At 65.4% G+C, this 20,682-nt stretch carries 20 protein-coding genes and 2 tRNA genes; 9 read left to right on the top strand and 13 right to left on the bottom strand.

What is annotated here, in order from left to right; all coding sequences use genetic code 11:
* Positions 1–78: 78 nt before the first annotated feature.
* From AB0N61_RS12275 to AB0N61_RS12285, 3 genes are all read left to right on the top strand, one after another.
* Positions 79–528 carry a DUF1801 domain-containing protein gene (locus tag AB0N61_RS12275; protein ID WP_363364420.1) on the top strand — a complete coding sequence of 150 codons (450 nt, stop codon included), beginning with the start codon at positions 79–81 and terminating at the stop codon, positions 526–528.
* 43 nt (positions 529–571) lie between these two features.
* Positions 572–1,687: a Xaa-Pro peptidase family protein gene (locus AB0N61_RS12280; RefSeq protein ID WP_363364422.1), complete on the top strand. Its 1,116-nt coding sequence runs from the start codon at positions 572–574 to the stop codon at positions 1,685–1,687.
* An 81-nt stretch (positions 1,688–1,768) separates the two neighbouring features.
* Positions 1,769–2,284, top strand: a complete 516-nt coding sequence (locus AB0N61_RS12285) for a DUF3253 domain-containing protein (RefSeq protein WP_363364423.1) — start codon at positions 1,769–1,771, stop codon at positions 2,282–2,284.
* A gap of 25 nt (positions 2,285–2,309) precedes the next feature.
* Here AB0N61_RS12285 and AB0N61_RS12290 read toward each other — a convergent pair whose 3' ends face one another.
* From AB0N61_RS12290 to dnaA, 13 genes are all read right to left on the bottom strand, one after another.
* Positions 2,310–2,591 carry a hypothetical protein gene (locus AB0N61_RS12290; RefSeq protein WP_363364424.1) on the bottom strand — a complete coding sequence of 94 codons (282 nt, stop codon included), beginning with the start codon at positions 2,589–2,591 and terminating at the stop codon, positions 2,310–2,312.
* A gap of 231 nt (positions 2,592–2,822) precedes the next feature.
* A tRNA-Ala gene (locus AB0N61_RS12295) sits at positions 2,823–2,895 on the bottom strand.
* Positions 2,896–2,920: 25 nt separating this feature from the next.
* Positions 2,921–2,994 (bottom strand) — tRNA-Ile (locus AB0N61_RS12300).
* Between the two features lie 85 nt (positions 2,995–3,079).
* On the bottom strand, positions 3,080–4,027 hold the full coding sequence (locus AB0N61_RS12305; protein WP_363364426.1) for a DUF4097 family beta strand repeat-containing protein: 948 nt from the start codon (positions 4,025–4,027) through the stop codon (positions 3,080–3,082).
* Positions 4,024–4,710 (bottom strand): response regulator transcription factor, encoded by a 687-nt coding sequence (locus AB0N61_RS12310; protein ID WP_363364428.1) that lies wholly within the window; start codon positions 4,708–4,710, stop codon positions 4,024–4,026. Before AB0N61_RS12310 ends, AB0N61_RS12305 begins: the two co-directional genes overlap by 4 nt.
* Positions 4,698–5,966 carry a histidine kinase gene (locus AB0N61_RS12315; RefSeq protein WP_363364430.1) on the bottom strand — a complete coding sequence of 423 codons (1,269 nt, stop codon included), beginning with the start codon at positions 5,964–5,966 and terminating at the stop codon, positions 4,698–4,700. The genes AB0N61_RS12310 and AB0N61_RS12315 overlap by 13 nt, the downstream gene beginning before the upstream one ends.
* Before the next feature lie 135 nt (positions 5,967–6,101).
* The gene (locus AB0N61_RS12320; protein WP_053098244.1) at positions 6,102–6,506 is read right to left on the bottom strand and encodes a DUF3566 domain-containing protein; all 405 of its coding nucleotides are present in this window, start codon (positions 6,504–6,506) and stop codon (positions 6,102–6,104) included.
* Positions 6,503–9,064 (bottom strand): DNA gyrase subunit A, encoded by a 2,562-nt coding sequence (gene gyrA / locus AB0N61_RS12325; RefSeq protein ID WP_363364432.1) that lies wholly within the window; start codon positions 9,062–9,064, stop codon positions 6,503–6,505. Before gyrA ends, AB0N61_RS12320 begins: the two co-directional genes overlap by 4 nt.
* Positions 9,065–9,115: 51 nt before the next feature.
* The gene (gene gyrB / locus AB0N61_RS12330; RefSeq protein WP_185274892.1) at positions 9,116–11,185 is read right to left on the bottom strand and encodes a DNA topoisomerase (ATP-hydrolyzing) subunit B; all 2,070 of its coding nucleotides are present in this window, start codon (positions 11,183–11,185) and stop codon (positions 9,116–9,118) included.
* A 118-nt stretch (positions 11,186–11,303) separates the two neighbouring features.
* Positions 11,304–11,807 carry a DciA family protein gene (locus AB0N61_RS12335; protein ID WP_167947526.1) on the bottom strand — a complete coding sequence of 168 codons (504 nt, stop codon included), beginning with the start codon at positions 11,805–11,807 and terminating at the stop codon, positions 11,304–11,306.
* Positions 11,800–12,960: a DNA replication/repair protein RecF gene (gene recF / locus AB0N61_RS12340; RefSeq protein ID WP_363364435.1), complete on the bottom strand. Its 1,161-nt coding sequence runs from the start codon at positions 12,958–12,960 to the stop codon at positions 11,800–11,802. The genes AB0N61_RS12335 and recF overlap by 8 nt, the downstream gene beginning before the upstream one ends.
* Positions 12,961–13,023: 63 nt before the next feature.
* Complete coding sequence (gene dnaN / locus AB0N61_RS12345) at positions 13,024–14,166, bottom strand: DNA polymerase III subunit beta (protein WP_363364437.1); 1,143 nt, start codon at positions 14,164–14,166, stop codon at positions 13,024–13,026.
* A 495-nt stretch (positions 14,167–14,661) separates the two neighbouring features.
* Entirely contained in the window at positions 14,662–16,053 is a 1,392-nt protein-coding gene (dnaA, locus tag AB0N61_RS12350) for a chromosomal replication initiator protein DnaA (protein WP_053098239.1), read from the bottom strand.
* 319 nt (positions 16,054–16,372) lie between these two features.
* Between dnaA and rpmH the strand changes: the two genes are divergently transcribed.
* Genes rpmH through rsmG form a run of 6 tightly spaced genes read left to right on the top strand, consistent with a single transcriptional unit; the run spans position 16,373 to position 19,428 of the window.
* Positions 16,373–16,510, top strand: coding sequence for a 50S ribosomal protein L34 (gene rpmH, locus AB0N61_RS12355; RefSeq protein ID WP_022889115.1), 138 nt, complete (start codon positions 16,373–16,375; stop codon positions 16,508–16,510).
* 6 nt (positions 16,511–16,516) lie between these two features.
* The gene (rnpA, locus tag AB0N61_RS12360; protein ID WP_363364440.1) at positions 16,517–16,858 is read left to right on the top strand and encodes a ribonuclease P protein component; all 342 of its coding nucleotides are present in this window, start codon (positions 16,517–16,519) and stop codon (positions 16,856–16,858) included.
* Positions 16,855–17,205 carry a membrane protein insertion efficiency factor YidD gene (gene yidD / locus AB0N61_RS12365; RefSeq protein WP_363364441.1) on the top strand — a complete coding sequence of 117 codons (351 nt, stop codon included), beginning with the start codon at positions 16,855–16,857 and terminating at the stop codon, positions 17,203–17,205. The genes rnpA and yidD overlap by 4 nt, the downstream gene beginning before the upstream one ends.
* Positions 17,206–17,208: 3 nt before the next feature.
* Positions 17,209–18,279, top strand: a complete 1,071-nt coding sequence (gene yidC / locus AB0N61_RS12370; RefSeq protein WP_167947536.1) for a membrane protein insertase YidC — start codon at positions 17,209–17,211, stop codon at positions 18,277–18,279.
* Complete coding sequence (locus AB0N61_RS12375; protein WP_363364442.1) at positions 18,276–18,770, top strand: R3H domain-containing nucleic acid-binding protein; 495 nt, start codon at positions 18,276–18,278, stop codon at positions 18,768–18,770. Before yidC ends, AB0N61_RS12375 begins: the two co-directional genes overlap by 4 nt.
* A 37-nt stretch (positions 18,771–18,807) precedes the next feature.
* Positions 18,808–19,428, top strand: coding sequence for a 16S rRNA (guanine(527)-N(7))-methyltransferase RsmG (rsmG, locus tag AB0N61_RS12380; protein ID WP_363364444.1), 621 nt, complete (start codon positions 18,808–18,810; stop codon positions 19,426–19,428).
* Positions 19,429–20,682: the final 1,254 nt, after the last annotated feature.

Below are 20,682 nucleotides of genomic sequence, written 5' to 3' on the forward strand. Positions count from 1 at the left end.
CACGAATCGAGAAGCGCCGCTGCCTTCGCATCCGTAGGGTGAGATCCATCGCAGATCACACGACGGAAGGAGTCGGCCATGGCTGACAACGAGAAGAACTTCAGTGCCGAAGAGCGCGAGGCGATGAAGGAGGCCGCTGCCGACAAGCGGAAGTCCCGTTCGCGGGCCAAGAAGACCCCTGAAGAGGTGCGCGCCGAGGGTGTCGCCGACCTCGAGGCGGCGATCGCGAAGCTTCCCGACGACAACGACCGCGAGCTGTCGAAGGCGCTTCACGAACTCGTCACCGAGGTGGCTCCCGAGCTCATGCCGCGCACGTACTACGGCATGCCTGCATGGGGCAAGGATGGCAAGGTGCTCTGCTTCTTCCAGCCGGCCAGCAAGTTCAAGGTCCGGTACGGCACCTTCGGTTTCGAGCCCATCTCGAACCTCGACGACGGCACGATGTGGCCCACGGCCTATGCGCTGCTCGACCTCTCGGCCGCGAACCGCAAGGCGCTCACGGAGCGCATCCGCCTCGCCGTCAGCTGAGTCGCCGTACCCGGTTGCGGGCTCGCGCAGTAGCGTGGATGCCGTGAGCACACTGCCGTTCCCCGCATCCGTGTACGCCGCTCGACTCGACCGTGCAGCAGCCCTTGCCGCCGACGCCGGTCTCGACGGAATCGTGGTGGGCCCGGGCCCCGATCTGGAGTACCTGGTCGGCGTCGAGGGCGACACGATCGAACGCCTCACCGCACTCGTGCTCGGTCCCGGCCTCTCCCCCACCGTCATCGTGCCGCGCATGGAACTGGCGAAGGTCAGGACCACCGCTGTCGGTCAGCTCGGCCTGGCCGTCTCGGATTGGGTGGATGGCGAGAACCCCTACGACCTCGTGACTGCTGCGCTCGGCCCCGTGGCGCGGGTAGGAGTCTCAGACGCCCTCCCAGCGCTGCACGTGATCCCGCTCGCCGAGCGGATCGGCCGGCGCGTCGAGCTCGCCACACCGGTGCTGCGCGAGAGCCGCATGATCAAAGACGCCGATGAGGTCGCCGAGCTGCGGCGTGCGGGCTCTGCGATCGACGCCGTGCATCGCCGCGTGCCCGAGTGGTTGCGAGCGGGGCGCACCGAGCGTGAAGTGGCCGCCGACATCGCCGAGGCCATCGTGGCCGAGGGACACCGCTCGGTGGAGTTCGTCATCGTCGGCTCGGGGCCCAACGGCGCGGATCCTCACCACGAGGTGTCCGACCGCGTGATCGACGACGGGGACATCGTCGTGGTCGACATCGGCGGCGCCGTGCCGAGCGGATACAACTCCGACAGCACCCGCACCTACGTCGTCGGCACCCCCGAGAGTGCGGCTGCCGACCGCATCGCGGTGCTGGTTCGTGCGCAGCAGGCCGCCGTCGATGCCGTGCGCCCCGGAGCGACGGCTGAGGCGGTGGATGCCGCCGCGCGATCCGTGCTCGCCGAGGCGGGGCTCGGAGAGGCCTTCCTGCACCGCACGGGCCATGGCATCGGCGTCTCGGTGCACGAGGAGCCGTACATCGCCCCCGGAAACGATCTGGTGCTGCGCGAAGGCATGGCCTTCAGCATCGAGCCCGGAATCTACTTCGCGGGCGAGTGGGGCGCACGCATCGAGGACATCGTCGTCGTGACCGCCGACGGATGCGAGCGTCTCAACCTGGCTCCCCACGACCTTCGCTCGGTGTGACGCTCCGCGGCACGCAGTGCCGCGCGGACCGGACTGGTCAACCCCCTGGTCGGCGCGGTCACGGGTGGTTTGACTGTCACCATGGCATCGGATGAGCGCACACACGACGGCGATGCGAGCGGCCCGGAACGCACTCCCGACGGTCACCATGTCGTCATCGACGGGCGGCGGTGGAGAGCGACCGACCCGTCGATCCCCGAGACGTTCCGTCAGGAGCTCGTGAACGAGCTGATGGCCGCGCGCCGCGCAGTGAAGGCTCAGGAACCCGATGCGCGACGTCGCGTGCAGGATGCCAAGACCGCACTCGGGGAACGCGGGGCGCCGTGGTGGGAAGACCGCAGCGGTGACGTCTTCGACGAGAGGATCGCGGCCGCGACGCGCGCGCTCATCCGCAAACGGGGAGAGTCGTCGATCTGTCCGAGCGATGTCGCTCGGACCGTGGGCGGGGAGTCGTGGCGCTCGACGATGCCCGAGGTGCGACGGGTCGCCGGACTGCTCGCCGACCGCGGAGAGATCGTCGTGACGCAGAAGGGCGCCGAGGTGACGATCGGAGACGCACGCGGCCCTGTGCGGATGATCCGCGGTCCCGAGCTCTGAACCACCGGCGATCAGACTCGCCGAGTCACAGCTCGTCGTACAACCCGCTGTAGGGGAAGTCGACGTCTCCGGTATCCCGAGGATCGAACGCCACGGATGCCACGCTGATCGTGACCTGGGTGGTCGGCGTGACGAGCACGCTCACAGCCCTGTTCCCGACGACGACCATGTCGACGAACGTGCCCGCGGTCTTCGACGCCGACTCGATCCGTTCTCGGAGATCGTCGACGTCCTGATCCTGAGCGAGCAGATAGCTCGATCCATCGAACACGATCTCGGTCTGGATCATCGTCTCCGCGTCGCTCATGCCAGCACGCTACGCCCCCGACCTGAGAATGCGGAGGGGGGTTGATATCTAGGCCGTCTAATGAGACGAGGACTCGCCGACGGCGTTGTTAACAGGTCCATCCACACCTGTGCACTCACGAGCCGTACACTCGAGCAGTTGTTAACAGGGTTGTTAACACCTGTGGAGACACGGGAGAAACGAGAAGGCCCCGCACTCGGCGGGGCCTTCTCGAACTGTCTCAACACAGTGTGGAGCCTAGGAGATTCGAACTCCTGACATCCTGCTTGCAAAGCAGGCGCTCTACCAACTGAGCTAAGGCCCCGTGAGGGAATTTTTAAGTTGAGGAGTGGGCCCACCAGGACTTGAACCTGGGACCTCTTCATTATCAGTGAAGCGCTCTAACCGCCTGAGCTATGGGCCCGTCAACCTCCGAAACTTTACCGGAGATTTGCGGAAATACCCAATCGAGGGCGGAGGCACCGGCGCGCCCCCGCCCTCGATCGGCATCAGCGGCCCGGGCGGATCGTCACGCTGCCGGCCGAGAGAGTGACGTCGATGCTGTTGCGGGTGCCGGAAGACTGGTCCACCTTCGCATCGAGCGAACCCGCGCTGACGTCCTGAGTGATCGAGTACGACTCATCCGGAACGGTCAGATCGACCGAGCCCGCACTCACATCGATCGTCGTCTGAGAGGGCGCACGCCCGGTGAGCTCGACGTTCAGGTCGCCGGCCGACACACTGAGATCAGCCGCATCGACGCCGTCGAGCAGCGCATCGGCCCGGCCCGCACTCATGTCGATGCTGAGGCCGCTCGCCGTACCTTCGACATCGAGTGCGCCCGCGTTGACGGTGATGTCGAGAGCACCGAAGTCTCCGATGACGTCGAGGCTTCCCGCATCGAGAGTGAGGTCGGCATCGAGCTCGGCATCTCGGAGTTCGTCGGGCAGAGTGAGCACCGCCGACTGGTCGTCGCCGAACCAGCTGCCGAACCACCATCCGAAACGCGATTCCGGGCTCCGGACCACCAGCTCGTCACCCTCACGGTCGAGAGTCCACGCCGGTCCCCGGAGGTTGGTCACTGTCAGCTCGGCCTCATCGACGTCGCCGAACTCGATGCGCATGTTCCCCGCATCCACGTCGAGATCGATCGCCTCGATGCCGGTTGCGTCCTGACTCAGCACCGCGTCACTGCCCTCAGTGGGGGCGATCATGCTGCCGGTCGCGGCGACCGCGGCCGAACCTCCTGCGCCGAGCAGAGCGATGCCGCCGACGACGGCCGTGACGATCATGATCGCCGTCGAGCCCGACGAGCGGCCGGCATCGGCGGGCGCCGCCTGCGCGGGAGACGCCGTCGGGGCAGGAGCCGGTGCGGTCTCCTGTGTCTGCGCCCCGGGCGCCGGCGGGGGAGTGAGGGGCGTGTGTCCGCCCTGGTAGTCGTGGTCGTTCGTGGTCATCGTCCCAGTCCTGTCTGTCCGGTCGGCGTCGTGCCGCCCGTGTTCTCGATGTGTGCGAGGGCCGCGAGCACGCGTCGGTTGCCCGACTCACCCTGCTCGAAGCCCAGCTTCTGGAAGATCGCGGTGATGTGCTTCTCGACGCTCGCCTCCGAGAGGAAGAGCAGGCCGGCGATGGCCTGGTTCGACTTGCCCTCGGCGATCAGGGCCAGCACGGTCCGTTCGCGCTCGGTGAGACGCTGCATCCGGTCGTCCCGGTTGCGGCGGGTGAGCAGCTGAGCCACGACCTCGGGGTCGAGCACCGTCGCCCCCTCGGAGATCCGCTGCACTGAGGCGAGGAACTCCGAGACATCGGCGACGCGGTCCTTGAGGAGATAGCCCAGCGGGCCACCCTGTGCGGCGATGAGGTCCGACGCGTATCGTTCCTCGACGTACTGCGAGAGCACGAGCAGCGGAAGCGCGGGGTGCGTATCGCGGAGTCCGAGCGCCGCGCGAATCCCCTCATCGGTGAACGTCGGGGGGAGCCGTACGTCGAGGATGCACAGCTCCGGTTCCGTCTCGATCACCACCTCGTCGAGGCCGCTGGTGTCGGGCAGTGCGGCCACCACACGGTGACCGGCGTCCTCGAGCAGTCGCACGAGTCCCTCACGCAGCAGGACGGAGTCCTCGCAGATCAGGATGCGCATGGCACTGTCACCTCCAGACTGGTCGGCCCGCCGAGGGGGCTCTCGAGGCGGAAGGTTCCACCCGCTGCGAGGATGCGGTTCGCGATGCCGTCGAGCCCGCCGCCGGGCTGCACCTGTGCGCCGCCCAGGCCGTTGTCCTCGACCCGAGCCCAGAGCACCCCTCCGTCGCGGAGGCGGACAGTGACCCGCGCCTCGCTGGCCCGTGAATGCTTCGCCGCGTTGGTGAGCGACTCGGCGATCGAGAAGTACACCGCGGCCTCGGCCTCACGACTGCAGCGCCCGTCCATGCGCACGTCGAGATGCACGGGGATGTGCGACCGACCCGCGAGGGCGGACAGCGCCGCATCCAGACCCCGATCGTCGAGGACCGATGCATGGATGCCTCGGGCGAGCTGACGCAGTTCGGTGATGGCGGCCTTGGTCGAGGTGTGCGCCTCGGCGATCAGCTCCTTCGCGGCGTTCGGGTCGTTATCGATCTTCTGCTGGGCGAGCCCCAGGGTCATGCCGACCGACACGAGTCGCGGTTGGACGCCGTCGTGCAGATCCCGCTCGATGCGGGTGCGCTCGACGTCGGCGGCGCGCACGGCGCCTTCACGCTGAGCGGTGCTGGTGCGCACCCGCTCGGTGAGCTCTGCCTCGCGGCTCCGAACGACGATGGCCAGTGAGAGCACCCGATTGAGGAGTGCCAGTCCGATCATTCCGGCGAGGCACGCGGCGATGCCGAGGATGCCCACGACCGGCGCCCACGCCGTGTCGATGCCGCCTCCGCCGAACGGACCGATCACGGCATCCGTCCCGGTGAGCGGAGCGAACGAGATCGCGATCGACCAGACCAGGCCGAACGCGAGGCGCAGCACGATCCAGCCCAGCACGGCGGTGATCGCGAAGTTCGCGAGGGCCCGCCACATGCGGCCGTCCATGGCCTGTCGTCCCAGCGAGCGGAGCCAGCCGCCGAACCCGGGCCGGTCTCGGGGGCGCCATCTGAGAGGCACGATCGGCGACCGGTAGAGGGCGCCGACTCGCGCCACTTCGAACCAGCCCACGCCGAAGAGCGCGTACACGAGTCCGACGAGCAGCACGATGCCGACGCCCGCCACGAAGAGCAGGCCGAGACCGGTGCCGAGGAGTCCAGACAGAGCAGCGAAGATGAAGCCGCCGATGACTCCGATCCCTGCGAGATGCAGGATCGAGAGCACGATGCGAAGCGGTGGCTTCGTGGCCCTCGCCGGTTGTGGCGTGGCAGTGTGTGTCGTCATGGTTCAAAGGTACGGCGGCCCCGATCAGGCCGACACCGAGGCAACCGGAGACCCGGCTTCGGGTTTTCCCTACTGCGTCGCTGAACGCGAGAGGGGCGGATGCTGTTCGCACCCGCCCCTCTCGAATCCTGACGATCAGTTCGACATGAACCCGACCAGCAGTCCGCCGGTCACCTTCACGGCGACGTTGTAGATCCCGGCGATGACCGCACCGAGGACGGTGAAGACGATCAGGTTGAGGATCGACACCACAGCGGCGAAGGCCATGACCTGCGGAAGACCGGCCACCTCGGAGATCCGCACCGAGTTGTCGGTGATGGTTCCGATGAACTCATCGGCCTGCGTGAGGATGCCGGTCGCCTGCAGCACGAGGAAGATCAGGAAGAACGACACCATCGTGACGATCGCGAGCGCCACAGCGCCCAGGAACGACAGCTTCACAGCCGACCAGAAGTCCACGTAGACGAGGCGCAGGCGCACCTGCTTACCACCGGTCTTGCGCGTGGACTTCTTCGCCAGCTTGTCGGCTACTGTGCTCATGCGTCTGCTTCCTCAGGGTTCTCGTTCGTCTCGGGGGCTGTGGACGTGGACTCCACGTCAGCCTCATCCGATTCGTCTTCTTCGGTGAGGCCCCGCTCACCGTTGCGGGCGATGGCGAGGATCCGGTCGGCTTCCGTCGTCCGTGCGAACACCACTCCCATGGTGTCCCTGCCCTTCGCGGGCACCTCGGCCACGGCAGAGCGTACCACCTTGCCGCTGGACAGAACCACAAGGACCTCGTCGTCGGACGAGACCATCAGACCGCCCGCGAGAGTGCCCCGATCGTCGTTCAGCTTCGCCACCTTGATGCCGAAACCACCGCGACCCTGCACGCGATACTCCTCGACCGCCGTGCGCTTGGCGTAGCCTCCGTCGGTCACCACGAACACGAACTGACCGGGAGCCGCGACGGAGGCCGAGAGCAGGCTGTCGCCCTCGCGGAACTTCATGCCCTTCACACCGGCGGTCGCTCGCCCCATCGGACGCAGCGCCTCATCGGTCGCGCTGAACCTGACCGACATGCCCCGGCGGCTGATCAGCAGGATGTCGTCCTCGGCGTTCACCATGAGTGCCGAGACCAGCTCGTCCTCATCGTTCAGACGGATGGCGATGACACCGCCCTGACGGTTGGTGTCGTACGCGTCGAGACGCGTCTTCTTGACCAGACCGTCGCGCGTGGCGAGCACGAGATAGTCGGCGACACCGTAATCACGGATGTCGAGCACCTGCGCGATGTTCTCATCCGGCTGCAGGGCAAGCAGGTTCGCGACGTGGGTCCCCTTCGCATCGCGGCCGGCCTCGGGGACCTCATAGGTCTTCGAGCGGTAGACGCGGCCCTTGTCGGTGAAGAACAGCAGCCAGTGGTGCGTCGTCGTCACGAAGAAGTGCTCGACGATGTCATCGGCCCGCAGCTGGGCGCCCTTGATGCCCTTGCCGCCGCGGTGCTGCGAACGGTAGTTGTCGCTGCGCGTGCGCTTGATGTATCCGGCGCGGGTGATGGTGACGACCATCTCCTCTTCGGCGATGAGGTCTTCCATCGACACGTCGCCGTCGAAGCCGTGCAGGATGTGTGTGCGGCGGTCGTCTCCGAAACGGTCGACGATGCCCGTGAGCTCTTCACGGATGATGTCGCGCTGCAGGGCTTCGTCGGCCAGGATCGCCTGGTATTCGGCGATGAGGCGCTCGAGCTCGGCAGCCTCGTCGAGGATCTTCTGCCGCTCGAGTGCCGCGAGGCGTCGGAGCTGCATGTCGAGGATGGCCTGAGCCTGGTCGTCATCGATGTCGAGCAGCTTCTTCAGCCCATCGCGGGCGTCCTCGACCGTGGCCGACCGACGGATCAGGGCGATGACCTCGTCGAGAGCATCGAGCGCCTTGAGGTAACCGCGCAGGATGTGCATGCGACGCTCGGCCTTCGCGAGACGGAAGCGCGTGCGGCGGACGATGACCTCGAGCTGGTGCGTGATCCAGTAGCTCACGAAACCGTCGATGGCCAGGGTGCGGGGCACACCGTCGACGATCGCGAGCATATTCGCGCCGAAGTTCTCCTGCAGCTGCGTGTGCTTGTACAGGTTGTTCAGCACGACCTTCGCGACGGCGTCGCGCTTGAGCACGACGACGAGGCGCTGTCCGGTGCGGTCCGAGGACTCATCGCGGATGTCGGCGATGCCGGTGATCTTGCCGTCACGGGCGAGGTCGCCGATCTTGACCGCGACGTTGTCGGGGTTCACCTGGTACGGAAGCTCGGTGATCACGAGGCACGTGCGGCCCTGGATCTCCTCGACGTTGACGACCGCCCGCATGGTGATCGAGCCGCGTCCGGTGCGGTATGCCTCCTGCACACCCTTGGTGCCGAGGATCTGCGCACCGGTGGGGAAGTCGGGACCGGGGATCCGCTGGATCAGACCCTCGAGGAGCTCCTCGCGGGGAAGTCCCGGGTTCTCAAGCGCCCAGAGAGCCGCGGCCGAGACCTCGCGCAGGTTGTGCGGCGGGATGTTCGTCGCCATGCCGACCGCGATGCCCACCGACCCGTTGACGAGCAGGTTCGGGAAGCGCGACGGAAGCACCGTCGGCTCCTGCGTCTGACCGTCGTAGTTGTCGGTGAAGTCGACCGTGTCCTCTTCGATGTCCCGCACCATCTCGAGAGCGAGCGGAGCCATCTTGGTCTCGGTGTATCGGGGGGCCGCGGCACCCATGTTGCCGGGCGACCCGAAGTTGCCCTGGCCGAGAGCCAGCGGATAGCGCAGCGACCACGGCTGCACGAGACGGACGAGGGCGTCGTAGATCGCCGAGTCGCCGTGCGGGTGGTACTGACCCATGACCTCGCCGACCACGCGAGCGCACTTCGAGAACGACTTGTCGGGGCGGAACCCGCCGTCGTACATGCCGTAGATCACGCGGCGGTGAACCGGCTTGAGTCCATCGCGGACGTCGGGCAGCGCACGGCCGACGATCACAGCCATCGCGTAGTCGAGATAGCTGCGCTGCATCTCCGACTGCAGGTCGACCTGGTCGATCTTGCCGTGGTCGTGTGCCGGCTCGGGGCGTATTTCGTCAGTCATGTGTGTTGTCGATTCCGGTCGTTATGGGAACGAATGCAGGCGCGGGACGCGTCAGATGTCGAGGAAGCGGACATCCTTGGCGTTGCGCTGGATGAAACTGCGTCGTGATTCGACGTCCTCACCCATCAGCACGCTGAAGATCTCGTCGGCGGCGGCGGCATCCTCGATGGTCACCTGGCGGAGCGTCCGCGTGGTGTGGTCCATCGTGGTCTCCCACAGTTCCTTGGCGTTCATCTCACCGAGACCCTTGTAGCGCTGGATGCCGGCATCCTTCGGGATCCGCTTGCCGTTCTCGAGGCCGAACTTCAGCAGCGCGTCGCGCTCGGCGTCGCTGAACACGTACTCGTGCGGCTGGTTGGTCCACTTGAGACGGTAGAGGGGCGGCATCGCCAGGTACACGAAACCGGCCTCGATGAGCCCGCGCATGTAGCGGAACAGCAGCGTGAGCAGCAGGGTCGTGATGTGCTGGCCGTCGACGTCGGCATCCGCCATCAGCACGATCTTGTGATAGCGCGCCTTCTCGATGTCGAACTCTTCACCGATGCCCGTGCCGAAGGCCTGGATCATCGCCTGGACCTCTTTGTTGCCCAGAGCCTTGTCGAGGCGAGCGCGCTCGACATTGAGGATCTTGCCTCGCAGCGCGAGGATCGCCTGCGTGTGCGGGTCGCGACCCTGCACCGCGGAGCCGCCTGCCGAGTCACCCTCGACGAGGAAGATCTCGCTGATCGAGGGATCCTTGCTCGTGCAGTCCTTGAGCTTGTCAGGCATCGCAGCCGACTCGAAGACGCTCTTGCGACGAGCGGTCTCGCGGGCCTTGCGGGCGGCGAGACGAGCGGTCGCCGCGTCGATCGCCTTGCGGACGACGTTCTTCGCCTGGTTCGGGTTGCGGCCGAACCAGTCGCCCAGCTGATCGCCGACGACCTTCTGCACGAACGCCTTGGCTTCGGTGTTGCCGAGCTTGGTCTTGGTCTGGCCCTCGAACTGCGGTTCGCCGAGCTTGATCGAGATGACGGCCGTGAGTCCCTCGCGGACGTCGTCGCCGGAGAGGTTGTCGTCCTTCTCCTTGAGGAGGTTGTTCGCCCTCGCGTACTTGTTGACGAGCGTGGTCAGCGCTGCGCGGAACCCCTCCTCGTGCGTGCCGCCCTCATGCGTGTTGATCGTATTCGCGTACGTGAACACGTTCTCGGTGTACGACGTGGTCCACTGCATCGCAACCTCGAGAGAGATCTTGCGATCGGTGTCCTCGGACTCGAACGCGATGATCTCGTCGTTGACCACCTCGGCGTGACGCACCTTGTTGAGGTATTCGACATAGTCGACGAGGCCGCGCTCGTAGAAGAAGACGTCGTTGGGCTGCGTGAGAGTCGGCTGCCCGTCGACCTCGACCTCGTAGGCCGAATCGGGACGCTCATCCGACAGCTCGATGCGCAGACCCTTGTTGAGGAACGCCATCTGCTGGAAACGCGTGCGCAGGGTGTCGTACTCGAAGTTCGTGGTCTCGGTGAAGATCTCGGCGTCGGGCCAGAACGTGATGCTGGTTCCGGTGTCGTCGGATGCCTCGCCCTTCTCGAGCTTCTGCTGAGGCACACCGCCGTTCGCGAAGCTGTGCCGCCAGACGAAGCCCTTCTGCTTGACCTCGACGTCGAACCGCGTCGACAGGGCGTTGACCACCGACGAGCCGACGCCGTGAAGGCCGCCAGACACCGCATACGCGCCGCCACCGAACTTTCCCCCGGCGTGGAGGATCGTCAGCACGACCTCGACCGTCGACTTCGTCGGGTCGGAGGAGTGCGGATCGACCGGGATGCCGCGACCGTTGTCGACCACGCGGACGCCGCCGTCCTCGAGCAGCGTGACGAAGATCGTGTCGGCGTAGCCGGCGAGTGCCTCGTCGACCGAGTTGTCGACGATCTCATAGACGAGGTGGTGCAGGCCGCGCGGTCCGGTGGAACCGATATACATGCCGGGACGCTTGCGGACGGCTTCGAGACCTTCGAGGATCTGGATCGAGTCGGCACCGTATTCGCCGGGCTGCTTCGCCTTGGGGGAGATCGTGCCCTCGGTCGCGGGGGTTCCCCCGTTGGTCGATTCCGTCTCGTCAGCGGGGGATTCAGGCGTCATCAGAGGGCATTCTCCACATCGATATCACGAACCCCCAGTCTAGCGGCTTTTCGTGTCGAGATGCGGCTCAGAGGCCGCGTGTGGCCCTCTGAGCGTTTCGGACCCCTTCCGTGGTGTCCTACCCGTAGGTATCGCGCGGGCCCCGTCCTGGAACGACTCTGGGACCCCATTTCCACGAGGGTACGTCCGGTCCGATGAAGCGGAGGTTCTCGACGCCGGCGTCGGGATACCGTCGACCGATCTCGGTCAGGATCGTTCCGCGCATGTACTGGAGGTTCTTCGCCCAGGCGGTCGAATCGCACTTCACGGTGAGCACGCCGCGCTCCAGCGAGACGGGTTCGGAATGCTTGGCCGTGTCGGCACCCGCGAGATCGGACCACTGTCTGACCAGGTCTTCACGGGCGAGGGTCTTCTGCCACCCGGAGTCGCGGGTCAGCTTGTCGAGCACAGCGCCCAGTGCGCCGGGGTCGCGGCCCGGAGTGAACGGCGCGTTCTCCTCGTCGGTGACGATGCGTCTCTTGCGCTTCCACGTCTTCGAACTCGGCGCGAGTCCGCGCAGACGCAGGTAGGTCGCGACGGTCTCAGGGGTCTCGGATGCCGGAACCGGTGCGATGTCACTCATCCGTCGCCTCCCTCTCGTCGCTGATCGTTCCCGCTGAGATCCGCACCACATGGGCGTGGAGCACCTCGGGGATATCCTCCTCCACCGCCGCCGTCACGACCACCTGCTCGTAACCCGCGGTGAGCGCGGCGAGCCGCTGTCGCCGGTCGGCATCGAGTTCGGCGAAGACATCGTCGAGGATGAGGACGGGATCTCCGGCAGGCGACTCACTGCGCAGCAGCTCGGCAGACGCCAGACGCAGCGCGAGCGCCACCGACCAGGATTCGCCATGGGATGCATACCCCTTCACCGGGAGGCCGCGAACCCGGAGCAGGAGATCGTCGCGATGAGGCCCGGTGAGCGTGAGACCGCGGTCGAGCTCGTTCGATCGCTTCGCGAGCAGTGCGGCATGGAACATCTCGGCGATGTCCCCCGACGTCTCGGCCGGCGCATCGACGCCCTCTTCGGGGTCGGCACCGCGCACCGACAGTGCCCACTCGAGTTCAGGACGGTGATCCTCCCCCGCGATAGCGGCATACGCCTCGGCCACGGGCTGCTGCAGATCGGCGGCCAGGCGCTGACGAGCGGTGATGATCTCGGCGCCGAGGGCGACGAGCTTGTCGTCCCACACATCGAGGGTGCTCAGAGCATCGCCCTTGATGCCGCGAGCCCGTGCCGATTTGAGGAGTGCATTGCGCTGCTTGAGCACGCGGTCGTAATCGGCGAGGACCGACGACATCCGCGGGGTGCGCTGGATCAGCAGCTGGTCGACGAACCGACGCCGGGACGAGGGGTCGCCGCGGACGATCTGCAGATCCTCGGGGGCGAAGAGCACCACATGGGCGTAGCGGGGGAGTTCGTTGGTCTTCGACGGGGACCCGTTGATCCGCGCCTTGTTCGATCCCTGCTTGTTGAGCTGCACCTCGATCAGCACCTTGCGTTCGCCATGTGAGAGGCGGGCTCGGATGATCGCGAAATCCTGGCCTTCGCGAACCATCGGCGCATCCGAGGAGACCCTGTGCGAACCGAGAGTCGCGAGGAAGACCACGGCCTCTGCGAGATTGGTCTTGCCCTGACCGTTGCGCCCCACCAGGACGTTGGGACCCCTGTGCAGAGCGAGATCCGCGGTCGCGTAATTGCGGAAGTCAACCAGGCTCAGGTGTTCCACGATCACGCTGTCAGCCTACCTTCGGGGTCTGACACAGCCCTCGCGGCGCCGAGCGCGCGCATCGCAGGATCAGCGGAGCAGGAGGTTGGGCTGCAGCAGGTACTTGAACGAATCCAGACCTGCCTGATCGACCGAGGTCTGGCTCGTGATCAGAACGGGGCTGAGCTTGTTCGCGTTGTCGCTCGAGGTGAAGGTGACGCGTACGAACTCGCTCTTGACCGCACCGAGCGCTTCGATCAGATACTGCGGGTTGAGGCCCAGGGTGACGTCATCGCCACCGGAGAGGATCGCGTCGACGGACTCGGATGCGCGCGCCTGCTCGCTGCCCGAGGCATCCATCGTCACGTTGTCGGGTGTGAACGTGAAGCGCAGGGGAGCTGCGCGGTCGAGCACGAGAGACACGCGACGCACGGCCTCGACGAGGTCTGCGGTGCTCACCACCGCGTAGTGCTCGGTCTGCTCGGGGAAGAGGCGACGGACCGGAGGGAAGTTCCCCTTGATCAGCAGCGAGGTGACGGTCTTGTTGCCCGCGGTGAACGCGATGATCTCGCGGTCGCCGGCACCCGAGAACGCGATCTGGATGGTTCCCGCGTGACCGAAGGTCTTCCCGACCTCGAGAAGCGTGCGCGCAGGCACCAGAGCGCTGGCCTCGACGGCCTCGCCATCCCACGGGACGTCTCGGAGCGAGACGCGGTAACGGTCGGTGGCGACCAGGCTGAGCGTGTGGCCGGACACCTCGAGCTGAACACCGGTCAGGACCGGAGTCACGTCGTCGCGGGACGCCGCGAAGCCGACCTGCGCGATCGCCGTGCCGAACTCGTCGGCGGGAACGACGCCTGATGAGCCGGACACCTCGGGAATGGACGGATATTCCTCTACGGGCATGGCTGCGAGGGTGAAGCGCGCGGAACCGCACCGGACGGTGATGCTGCCGTCGTCTTCGACGGCGATCTCGATCGGAGCATTCGGAAGGCGGCTGGCGATGTCGGAGAGAAGCCGTCCGTGCACGAGGATCGTGCCGGGCGTCTCGACGGTGGCCTCGATGGTCGTGCGTGCCGATGCTTCGTAGTCGAAGGCCGAGAGCGTGAGACCCGAACCGTCTGCCTCGATCAGCACTCCGGCGAGGATCGGCTGCGGGTTGCGCTGCGGGAGCAGCTTGACGACGAACGACACAGCCTCGCTGAAGACATCGCGGTTGACCTGAAACCTCACGGGTGCTCCCTTGTCGTCGTTCTGAGACGCGTCGTCATCGGTCCTGCCTGTGCAGGGCTTCCCATGCTAGCCCCCAAGTCGGGCGTATCCCTACGACCGGAGCAAAGCTCGGGCCTGTCGGGCTTTCCCCACCCTCTGGTGATCGGATCGCCCTTGAATCGGATTAACTTCTTAACGGTGTTAACACCTGTGGATACTGTGGATAACCCGGTGGAAAGCAGTCGCGAGTAGGGAACTACACAGTTGTGAGTTGTGGAATCCCTGAGGAATCCGCGGGTGGACGGCCTTCATCGGGTCCGGCCCTCTCCCACAGTTATCCACAGGTTCGACGGTTTCACACACATTCGTCCCGACCTCGAGCCGAGTCATCCACAAGTTATCCACATGTGCAAACTGGCATCGATCTCGACGGTCGCGTGCCGCTCACACGCACGCGAAGGGGGTCGTAGCCTCCCATCGGAAGCTACGACCCCCTTTTTTCGAGGTGGTGTCGGCTCAGCGTCGACCGAGCTGCGTGGTGATCTCGGTCACCTGGTTGTAGATGGAGCGGCGCTCTTTCATGAGCTCGCTGATCTTCTTGTAGGCGTACATCACGGTCGTGTGATCGCGGTTGCCGAACAACTGGCCGATCTTCGGCAGGGAGAGACTCGTCCGCTCACGGCAGAGGTACATCGCGATCTGACGAGAGGTCGCGATCTGCTGAGACCTGCTCGAACCGTAGAGGTCGTCGACTGTCAGCTTGAAGTACTGCGCGGTGGCGGTGATGATGTCCGTCGGCGAGATGATGTTGTCCTCGGCCGTGTCGATGATGTCGCGGAGCACCGTCTGGGCGAGTGAGATGTCGAGAGCCGAACGGTTCAGACTCGCGAATGCCGAGACGCGGATCAGCGCGCCCTCGAGTTCGCGGATGTTCGACGACACCACGGTGGCGATGTATTCGAGTACCTCGTCGGGAATATGAAGCGCCTCGCTCTGCGCCTTCTTGCGGAGGATCGCGATGCGGGTCTCGAGGTCGGGCGCCTGGACGTCGGTGATCAGGCCCCACTCGAAACGGCTCCGCATGCGATCTTCGAAGCCGGTCAGATGCTTCGGCGCGACGTCGCTCGTGATCACGACCTGCTTGTTGTGGTCGTGGAGCGTGTTGAAGGTGTGGAAGAACGCCTCCTGCGTCTCGGCACGACCCTGGAGGAACTGGATGTCGTCGATCAGAAGGATGTCGACGTCGCGATATCGGGCCTGGAAGGCTGCGCCTCGGTTGTTCGCGATCGAGTTGATGAAGTCGTTCGTGAACTCCTCGCTCGAGACGTACCTGACCTTGACCCCCGCATAGAGGGATTGGGCGTAGTCGCCGATCGCGTGGAGCAGGTGGGTCTTGCCGAGTCCCGAATCTCCGTAGATGAAGAGCGGGTTGTATGCCTTGGCCGGCGCTTCGGCGACGGCCACGGCAGCGGCATGGGCGAACCGATTGGACTGCCCGATGACGAAGTTGTCGAAGGTGTACTTCGGGTTGAGCCGTGATTCGTGTCGCAGCTGCGTGGGCTGCTCCATGGGGGATTCGACCCGGATCTGCTCCTGGCGGCCGTAGTCCGCGACGGCGATGGGTGCGGTCGGCTGCTCGGCGAGCTCATGGTTGACGACCACGCGATATGAGGTGACCTCGTCGCCGATATGAGAGAGAGCCTCCATGATCGGCAGTCGCAGCCTCTTGTTGATCTGCGCGGCGGTGAGATCGTTGGGGACCTCGAGATAGAGCGTCGCCGCCATCACTCCGGCCGGAACCGCGAGACTGAGGAATCCCTGGAGTTGAGGGGTGACTCGGTCGTCCGCCTCGAGGAGCTCCTGCACCGTGGTCCAGATCGGAACGTCGGGCTGGGCAGGTGATGACATGACGCTCCGAGCTGAGGGGGACGATGGGCCGTCAGGGTGACGAGGCCCGCCTGTGGATAACTTCGGATGCCACGGTAGTCACCACGGCTGGGAACGGCAACCTGCCCACGGGAATCCGCGAGCGTGTTGCTCATCCGTGCAAGCCCCCAGGTTGTGGATAATAGCTGTGCGGATGGTGCCGGGGCTGCCGGTCGAAGCGCGCAGATTTGCTCTGTGCGCCGTCAGGACGTACCCTTAATCGGTTGACTTATGCCTGAACGGCAGATCCCTATGTCTCCGGTCAAAATGATCCCGGTGGCAGCATTCCCGGAGTGATTTCATGAGCAAGCGCACTTTCCAGCCCAACAACCGTCGTCGCGCCAAGAAGCACGGCTTCCGTCTTCGCATGCGCACCCGCGCCGGCCGCGCGATCCTCTCGGCTCGTCGCGCGAAGGGCCGCACCGAGCTCTCCGCGTAGATCGCTGTGCTCGCCCGCCCGTATCGTGTGACCCGCGGGAGCGACTATCGACTGGTCGTTCGACGCGGATCCCGTTGTGGCGGAGCCAAAGTCGTCACCTCGATGCTGGCGACCGGCGAGAGCAGAGCCGCGAGGTTCGGATTCATCATCAGCAAGCAGGTGGGCACCGCTGTGGTGCGCAATACCGTTCGTCGGCGACTCAAAGCCGTGTGTGCGGATGCGCTGACGCGGGTCCCCGAGGGCACGGATGTCGTCATCCGTGCCCTTCCTGCATCCGCGACGGCGACGTATGCGGAGCTCAGCGCAGACGTGAACCGCTGTCTCGATCAACTCGGGCAGCGCACATGACCGCCCTTCCGGCGTCGTCGATCGGCACGGGGCACTTCCACTCGGGTGATGTGATCCGCAGCATCCCACTGATACCGCGGAACCTGGTCCTGGGTTTCCTCGCGGGGTACCGCAAGGTGATCTCTCCGATGTATGGAGATGTGTGCGCCTATTACCCATCCTGTTCGGCTTACGCTGTAGGTGCGGTGCAACAGCATGGCGCGGTGCGGGGAGCGATGCTCTCGGCGTGGCGCATCGCCCGTTGCAATCCCTGGAGCCACGGCGGCGTCGATGACGTCCGTCCGCACGAACACTTCCGTTATGACCTGACCGCTCATGGTTTCGTCGTCCCTGCCCGAAAGGACTGATCGGTGGGTCTTGACCTTCTGCTCGCCAGCGCAACACCGTCGCCGGAGCCTGCCTCCGGCGGCTTCGATCTGATCGGCACCATCCTCTGGCCGCTCAAGTGGGCGGTCGAGCTCGTCCTCGTCGCCTGGCACTGGCTGTTCACCGCAGTCGGCCTCCCGGCGGCATCCGGACTCACGTGGGTGCTGTCGATCGTCGGTCTCGTCATCGTGGTCCGCGCTGCGCTCATTCCGCTCTTCGTGAAGCAGATCAAGAGCCAGCGGAAGATGATGGAAATCGCTCCTGAACTGCGAAAAGTGCAGGAGAAGTATCGCGGAAAGAAGGACCAGCTCTCTCGCGAGGCGATGAGCCGCGAGACCATGGCTCTGTACAAGAAGCACGGCACGACGCCGATGTCGAGCTGTCTCCCGCTCCTGGTGCAGATGCCGATCTTCTTCGCTCTGTTCAGCGTGCTGAACGACGTGACCAAGCACCATGCTGCCGGCATCGGCGGTGTCGGTCTGCTGAATGCAGAGCTCACCGAGCAGTTCTACGACGCGAAGCTGTTCGGCGTCGCATCACTGCACGAGACGCTCGGCAACGCGGTGGATGCCGGCAACACCACGGCGATCATCATCCTGGTCACCCTCGTCGTGCTGATGATCGCGTCGCAGTTCTTCACTCAGCTGCAGATCATCTCGAAGAACCTGTCGCCCGAGGCCAAGACCGGCCAGGCGTACCAGATGCAGAAGATCATGCTCTACGTGCTGCCGCTCGGCTTCATCTTCTCGGGAATCTTCTTCCCGCTCGGCGTCGTCGTGTACTGGTTCATCTCGAACCTGTGGACCATGGGACAGCAGTTCCTCGTCATCCGCGAGATGCCGACACCCGGATCCGAAGCGGCGAAGGCTCGTGAAGAGCGACTGGCCCGCAAGGGCAAGGCGATCGACTCGTCGGGCAAGGTCGTTCCGATGGCGGCGTATGAGGCGGAGCAGCAGCGTCTGCTCGAAGAGGCGGAGCGCGCGAAGGCGCAGGCTCCCAAGCGTCAGCAGCCGGTGGGCAAGAAGCGTTCGAAGAAGAAGGGGAGCGGTTCGTGACGACCGACAACGTGACCGAGACCGTGGAGCCCACGGTTGCAGACCTGGAGAACGAGGGCGACGTCGCCGCCGACTATCTCGAAGAGCTGCTCGACATCGCCGACATCGACGGAGACCTCAACCTCGATGTCCGCCAGGGCCGCGCGTACGTGTCGGTTGAGGCGGAGGGCGACGCACTCGCGCTGCTCTCCGCGCCCGACACGGTGCAGGCTCTTCAGGAGCTCACTCGTCTGGCGGTTCAGAGCAAGACGGGTACGTTCTCGCGACTGATTCTCGACGTCGGCGGCTCGCGCGACGCGCGCCGGCGTCAGCTCGAGACGCTGGTGAACGCCGCAGCCGCGAAGCTCGATGATGGAGCGACGCAGGCATCGCTGCCCGCGATGTCGAGCTACGAGCGCAAGTTGGTGCACGACATCGCCGCGGATCAGGGCCTCGTCTCTGAATCGTACGGCGAAGGCGCCGACCGCCACACCGTTCTGCGTCGTCGTTGACGTTCCCCGTGAGACCCCTGTTGTCGAGGATGCTGCCGTGAGCGAGCTGGAGTCCGAGCCCCAGGTCGCGGTCGATCTCTTCGGCGATCGGATCGAGCTGGCCCGGCAGTTCACGGCTGCCCTCGCCGCGCATGGCGAGGAGCGAGGACTCATCGGTCCTCTCGAGCTTCCGCGGCTGTGGTCCCGACACATCTTGAACAGTGTGATCGCAGCTCCTCTGTTCCACGGCTCGGTAGCCGACATCGGTTCAGGTGCGGGTTTGCCCGGTATCGTCCTCGCGATTGCGCGCCCCGATGTGCGATGGACCCTTGTCGAGCCGATGGAACGCCGTGTGATCTGGTTGAACGAGCAGGTCGACGAACTGGAGCTGACCAATGTCGAGGTGCTCCGCGCGCGTGCCGAGGACGTCACCCCTGCGAGTTTCGACGTCGTCACCGCTCGCGCCGTCAGCGCTCTGCGCACGTTGATCCCTCTCACGGCGCCGCTCGTGCGCGATGGTGGCGAACTCACGCTCCTCAAGGGGATGAATGCCCCGAACGAGATCGAGGCTGCGCAGAAGCAGATCAAGAAGTTCCGCCTCACTGACGTTCGCGTCGAGACTCTGGGGGAGAACGTCCTGCCGGAGACGACTCGCGTCGTGCGGGCAGTCGTCCGCTGACGCCGCAACGGGTGTCGAGCCAGCGCTCGGTCACAGCTTGCGGTGGCTGAAAGCCTGCGCGCGCGCCTTTTCGGCTGATGAGGGGTGTTTTCCGACTTTCGTTCGATGGATGAGGACGCGACCCAGGTCTCGTGGTCCGGGATGACGAGACCGCTGAGCCGTGTCGGCTGGACTGGATCGTCGTCGGGGCCCGCACGCGCACTCGACTCGATGCGGTTTGCCGGGGTGTGTCGACGGTGACGAGTGTAGTGGCGGACGTGCTCCTGTTCGGCAGCCCGTCGCCGTCTCGGACAGACAAGGCGTCGATAGTCGCGGGCGAGTTGGGGAGTGGGTGCGCAGCAGATCCGGGTATCGTGCGCGCCGCGTTCCGCGTCGTCGGGGCTTTCGAGAGTTCGGGCGCCGCATGCTTTGCGTGGAGGAACGTCGGATTGATCCGCCGCGACCGCCTTCGACCGGCTGCATGACATACAGGAGATGACGTTGTCGATGTTTCACGTGGAACGTCGATGCCGCTGCCCAGGAGTGGCGTGTCCGCGTGGGATCGCTGAGACAGTCACGGGCGGGAGTGAACGGCTGCCCAGACCCCTCGCTGACGGGTGTTGATAGCCGACCCGGTGGTGGAGCGGGGCATGGCGGATCGCAGGCTGCGCGTGTGAGCTCGTCGGTCGGCATGCGCGTACGAGGCTACACCGGTGATCCTGACGGCGGACGACGTTCGAGGCGTGAGGTACGGGGGACTGGCTCTCACAATGCGGTTGGCTAGTGACGTGGCTGTGTGGTGAGCTGAGCCAGCTGTCCGGCCAGACTGCGTAGCCCGCGTGTTACCCGGTGCCGAGCGCTCTTCCAGCGGGGAGCGACTGTAGCGTGTCCTGTTTCACGTGAAACATGGGTTTGCGGGTCGAGTCGGGATCCTTTTGCCTTCTCTTGAGTGTACGAGGGGGGCGGCTCTACGTTGATGATCCGTCGCGGGTGATCGATGCGCCCGAGCCCGGCGCGTGCGCTGTCGGTGATATCGGTGAGTGAGCCGCCGAGGTTGAAGCGAAGGCCAGTGTTAGTGGTGATGCACCGGTGCGGGGTCTCCCATGAACAGTGTCGCGTCGGTCCGGTCTGATCCACCCGTTTCGGAGGCTGGATGCGCGCGCGGCCGGCAGGGATCAGGCAAGCGGAGTTACGGGGTACTCGATCGATAGGCCCGACCTGTGCGTGGATTCGTCGCGTGATGGTAAGAGCGAGTGAATCCGCTGAACTGGCGCG

This window comes from Microbacterium sp. NPDC089320 (assembly GCF_040684875.1).
In the GTDB taxonomy this organism is placed as follows: domain Bacteria; phylum Actinomycetota; class Actinomycetes; order Actinomycetales; family Microbacteriaceae; genus Microbacterium.

What these genes read in the sequence shown, in the direction of transcription:
- AB0N61_RS12290 (WP_363364424.1), bottom strand. Translation starts at nt 2,591, where the DNA reads ATGAGCGACGCGGAGACGATGATCCAGACCGAGATCGTGTTCGATGGA.
- AB0N61_RS12320 (WP_053098244.1), bottom strand. Translation starts at nt 6,506, where the DNA reads ATGAGCACAGTAGCCGACAAGCTGGCGAAGAAGTCCACGCGCAAGACC.
- AB0N61_RS12305 (WP_363364426.1), bottom strand. Translation starts at nt 4,027, where the DNA reads ATGACCACGAACGACCACGACTACCAGGGCGGACACACGCCCCTCACT.
- dnaA (WP_053098239.1), bottom strand. Translation starts at nt 16,053, where the DNA reads ATGTCATCACCTGCCCAGCCCGACGTTCCGATCTGGACCACGGTGCAG.
- AB0N61_RS12335 (WP_167947526.1), bottom strand. Translation starts at nt 11,807, where the DNA reads ATGAGTGACATCGCACCGGTTCCGGCATCCGAGACCCCTGAGACCGTC.
- AB0N61_RS12310 (WP_363364428.1), bottom strand. Translation starts at nt 4,710, where the DNA reads ATGCGCATCCTGATCTGCGAGGACTCCGTCCTGCTGCGTGAGGGACTC.
- AB0N61_RS12285 (WP_363364423.1), top strand. Translation starts at nt 1,769, where the DNA reads ATGGCATCGGATGAGCGCACACACGACGGCGATGCGAGCGGCCCGGAA.
- gyrB (WP_185274892.1), bottom strand. Translation starts at nt 11,185, where the DNA reads ATGACGCCTGAATCCCCCGCTGACGAGACGGAATCGACCAACGGGGGA.
- yidD (WP_363364441.1), top strand. Translation starts at nt 16,855, where the DNA reads ATGACCGCCCTTCCGGCGTCGTCGATCGGCACGGGGCACTTCCACTCG.
- gyrA (WP_363364432.1), bottom strand. Translation starts at nt 9,064, where the DNA reads ATGACTGACGAAATACGCCCCGAGCCGGCACACGACCACGGCAAGATC.
- AB0N61_RS12275 (WP_363364420.1), top strand. Translation starts at nt 79, where the DNA reads ATGGCTGACAACGAGAAGAACTTCAGTGCCGAAGAGCGCGAGGCGATG.
- AB0N61_RS12315 (WP_363364430.1), bottom strand. Translation starts at nt 5,966, where the DNA reads ATGACGACACACACTGCCACGCCACAACCGGCGAGGGCCACGAAGCCA.
- rpmH (WP_022889115.1), top strand. Translation starts at nt 16,373, where the DNA reads ATGAGCAAGCGCACTTTCCAGCCCAACAACCGTCGTCGCGCCAAGAAG.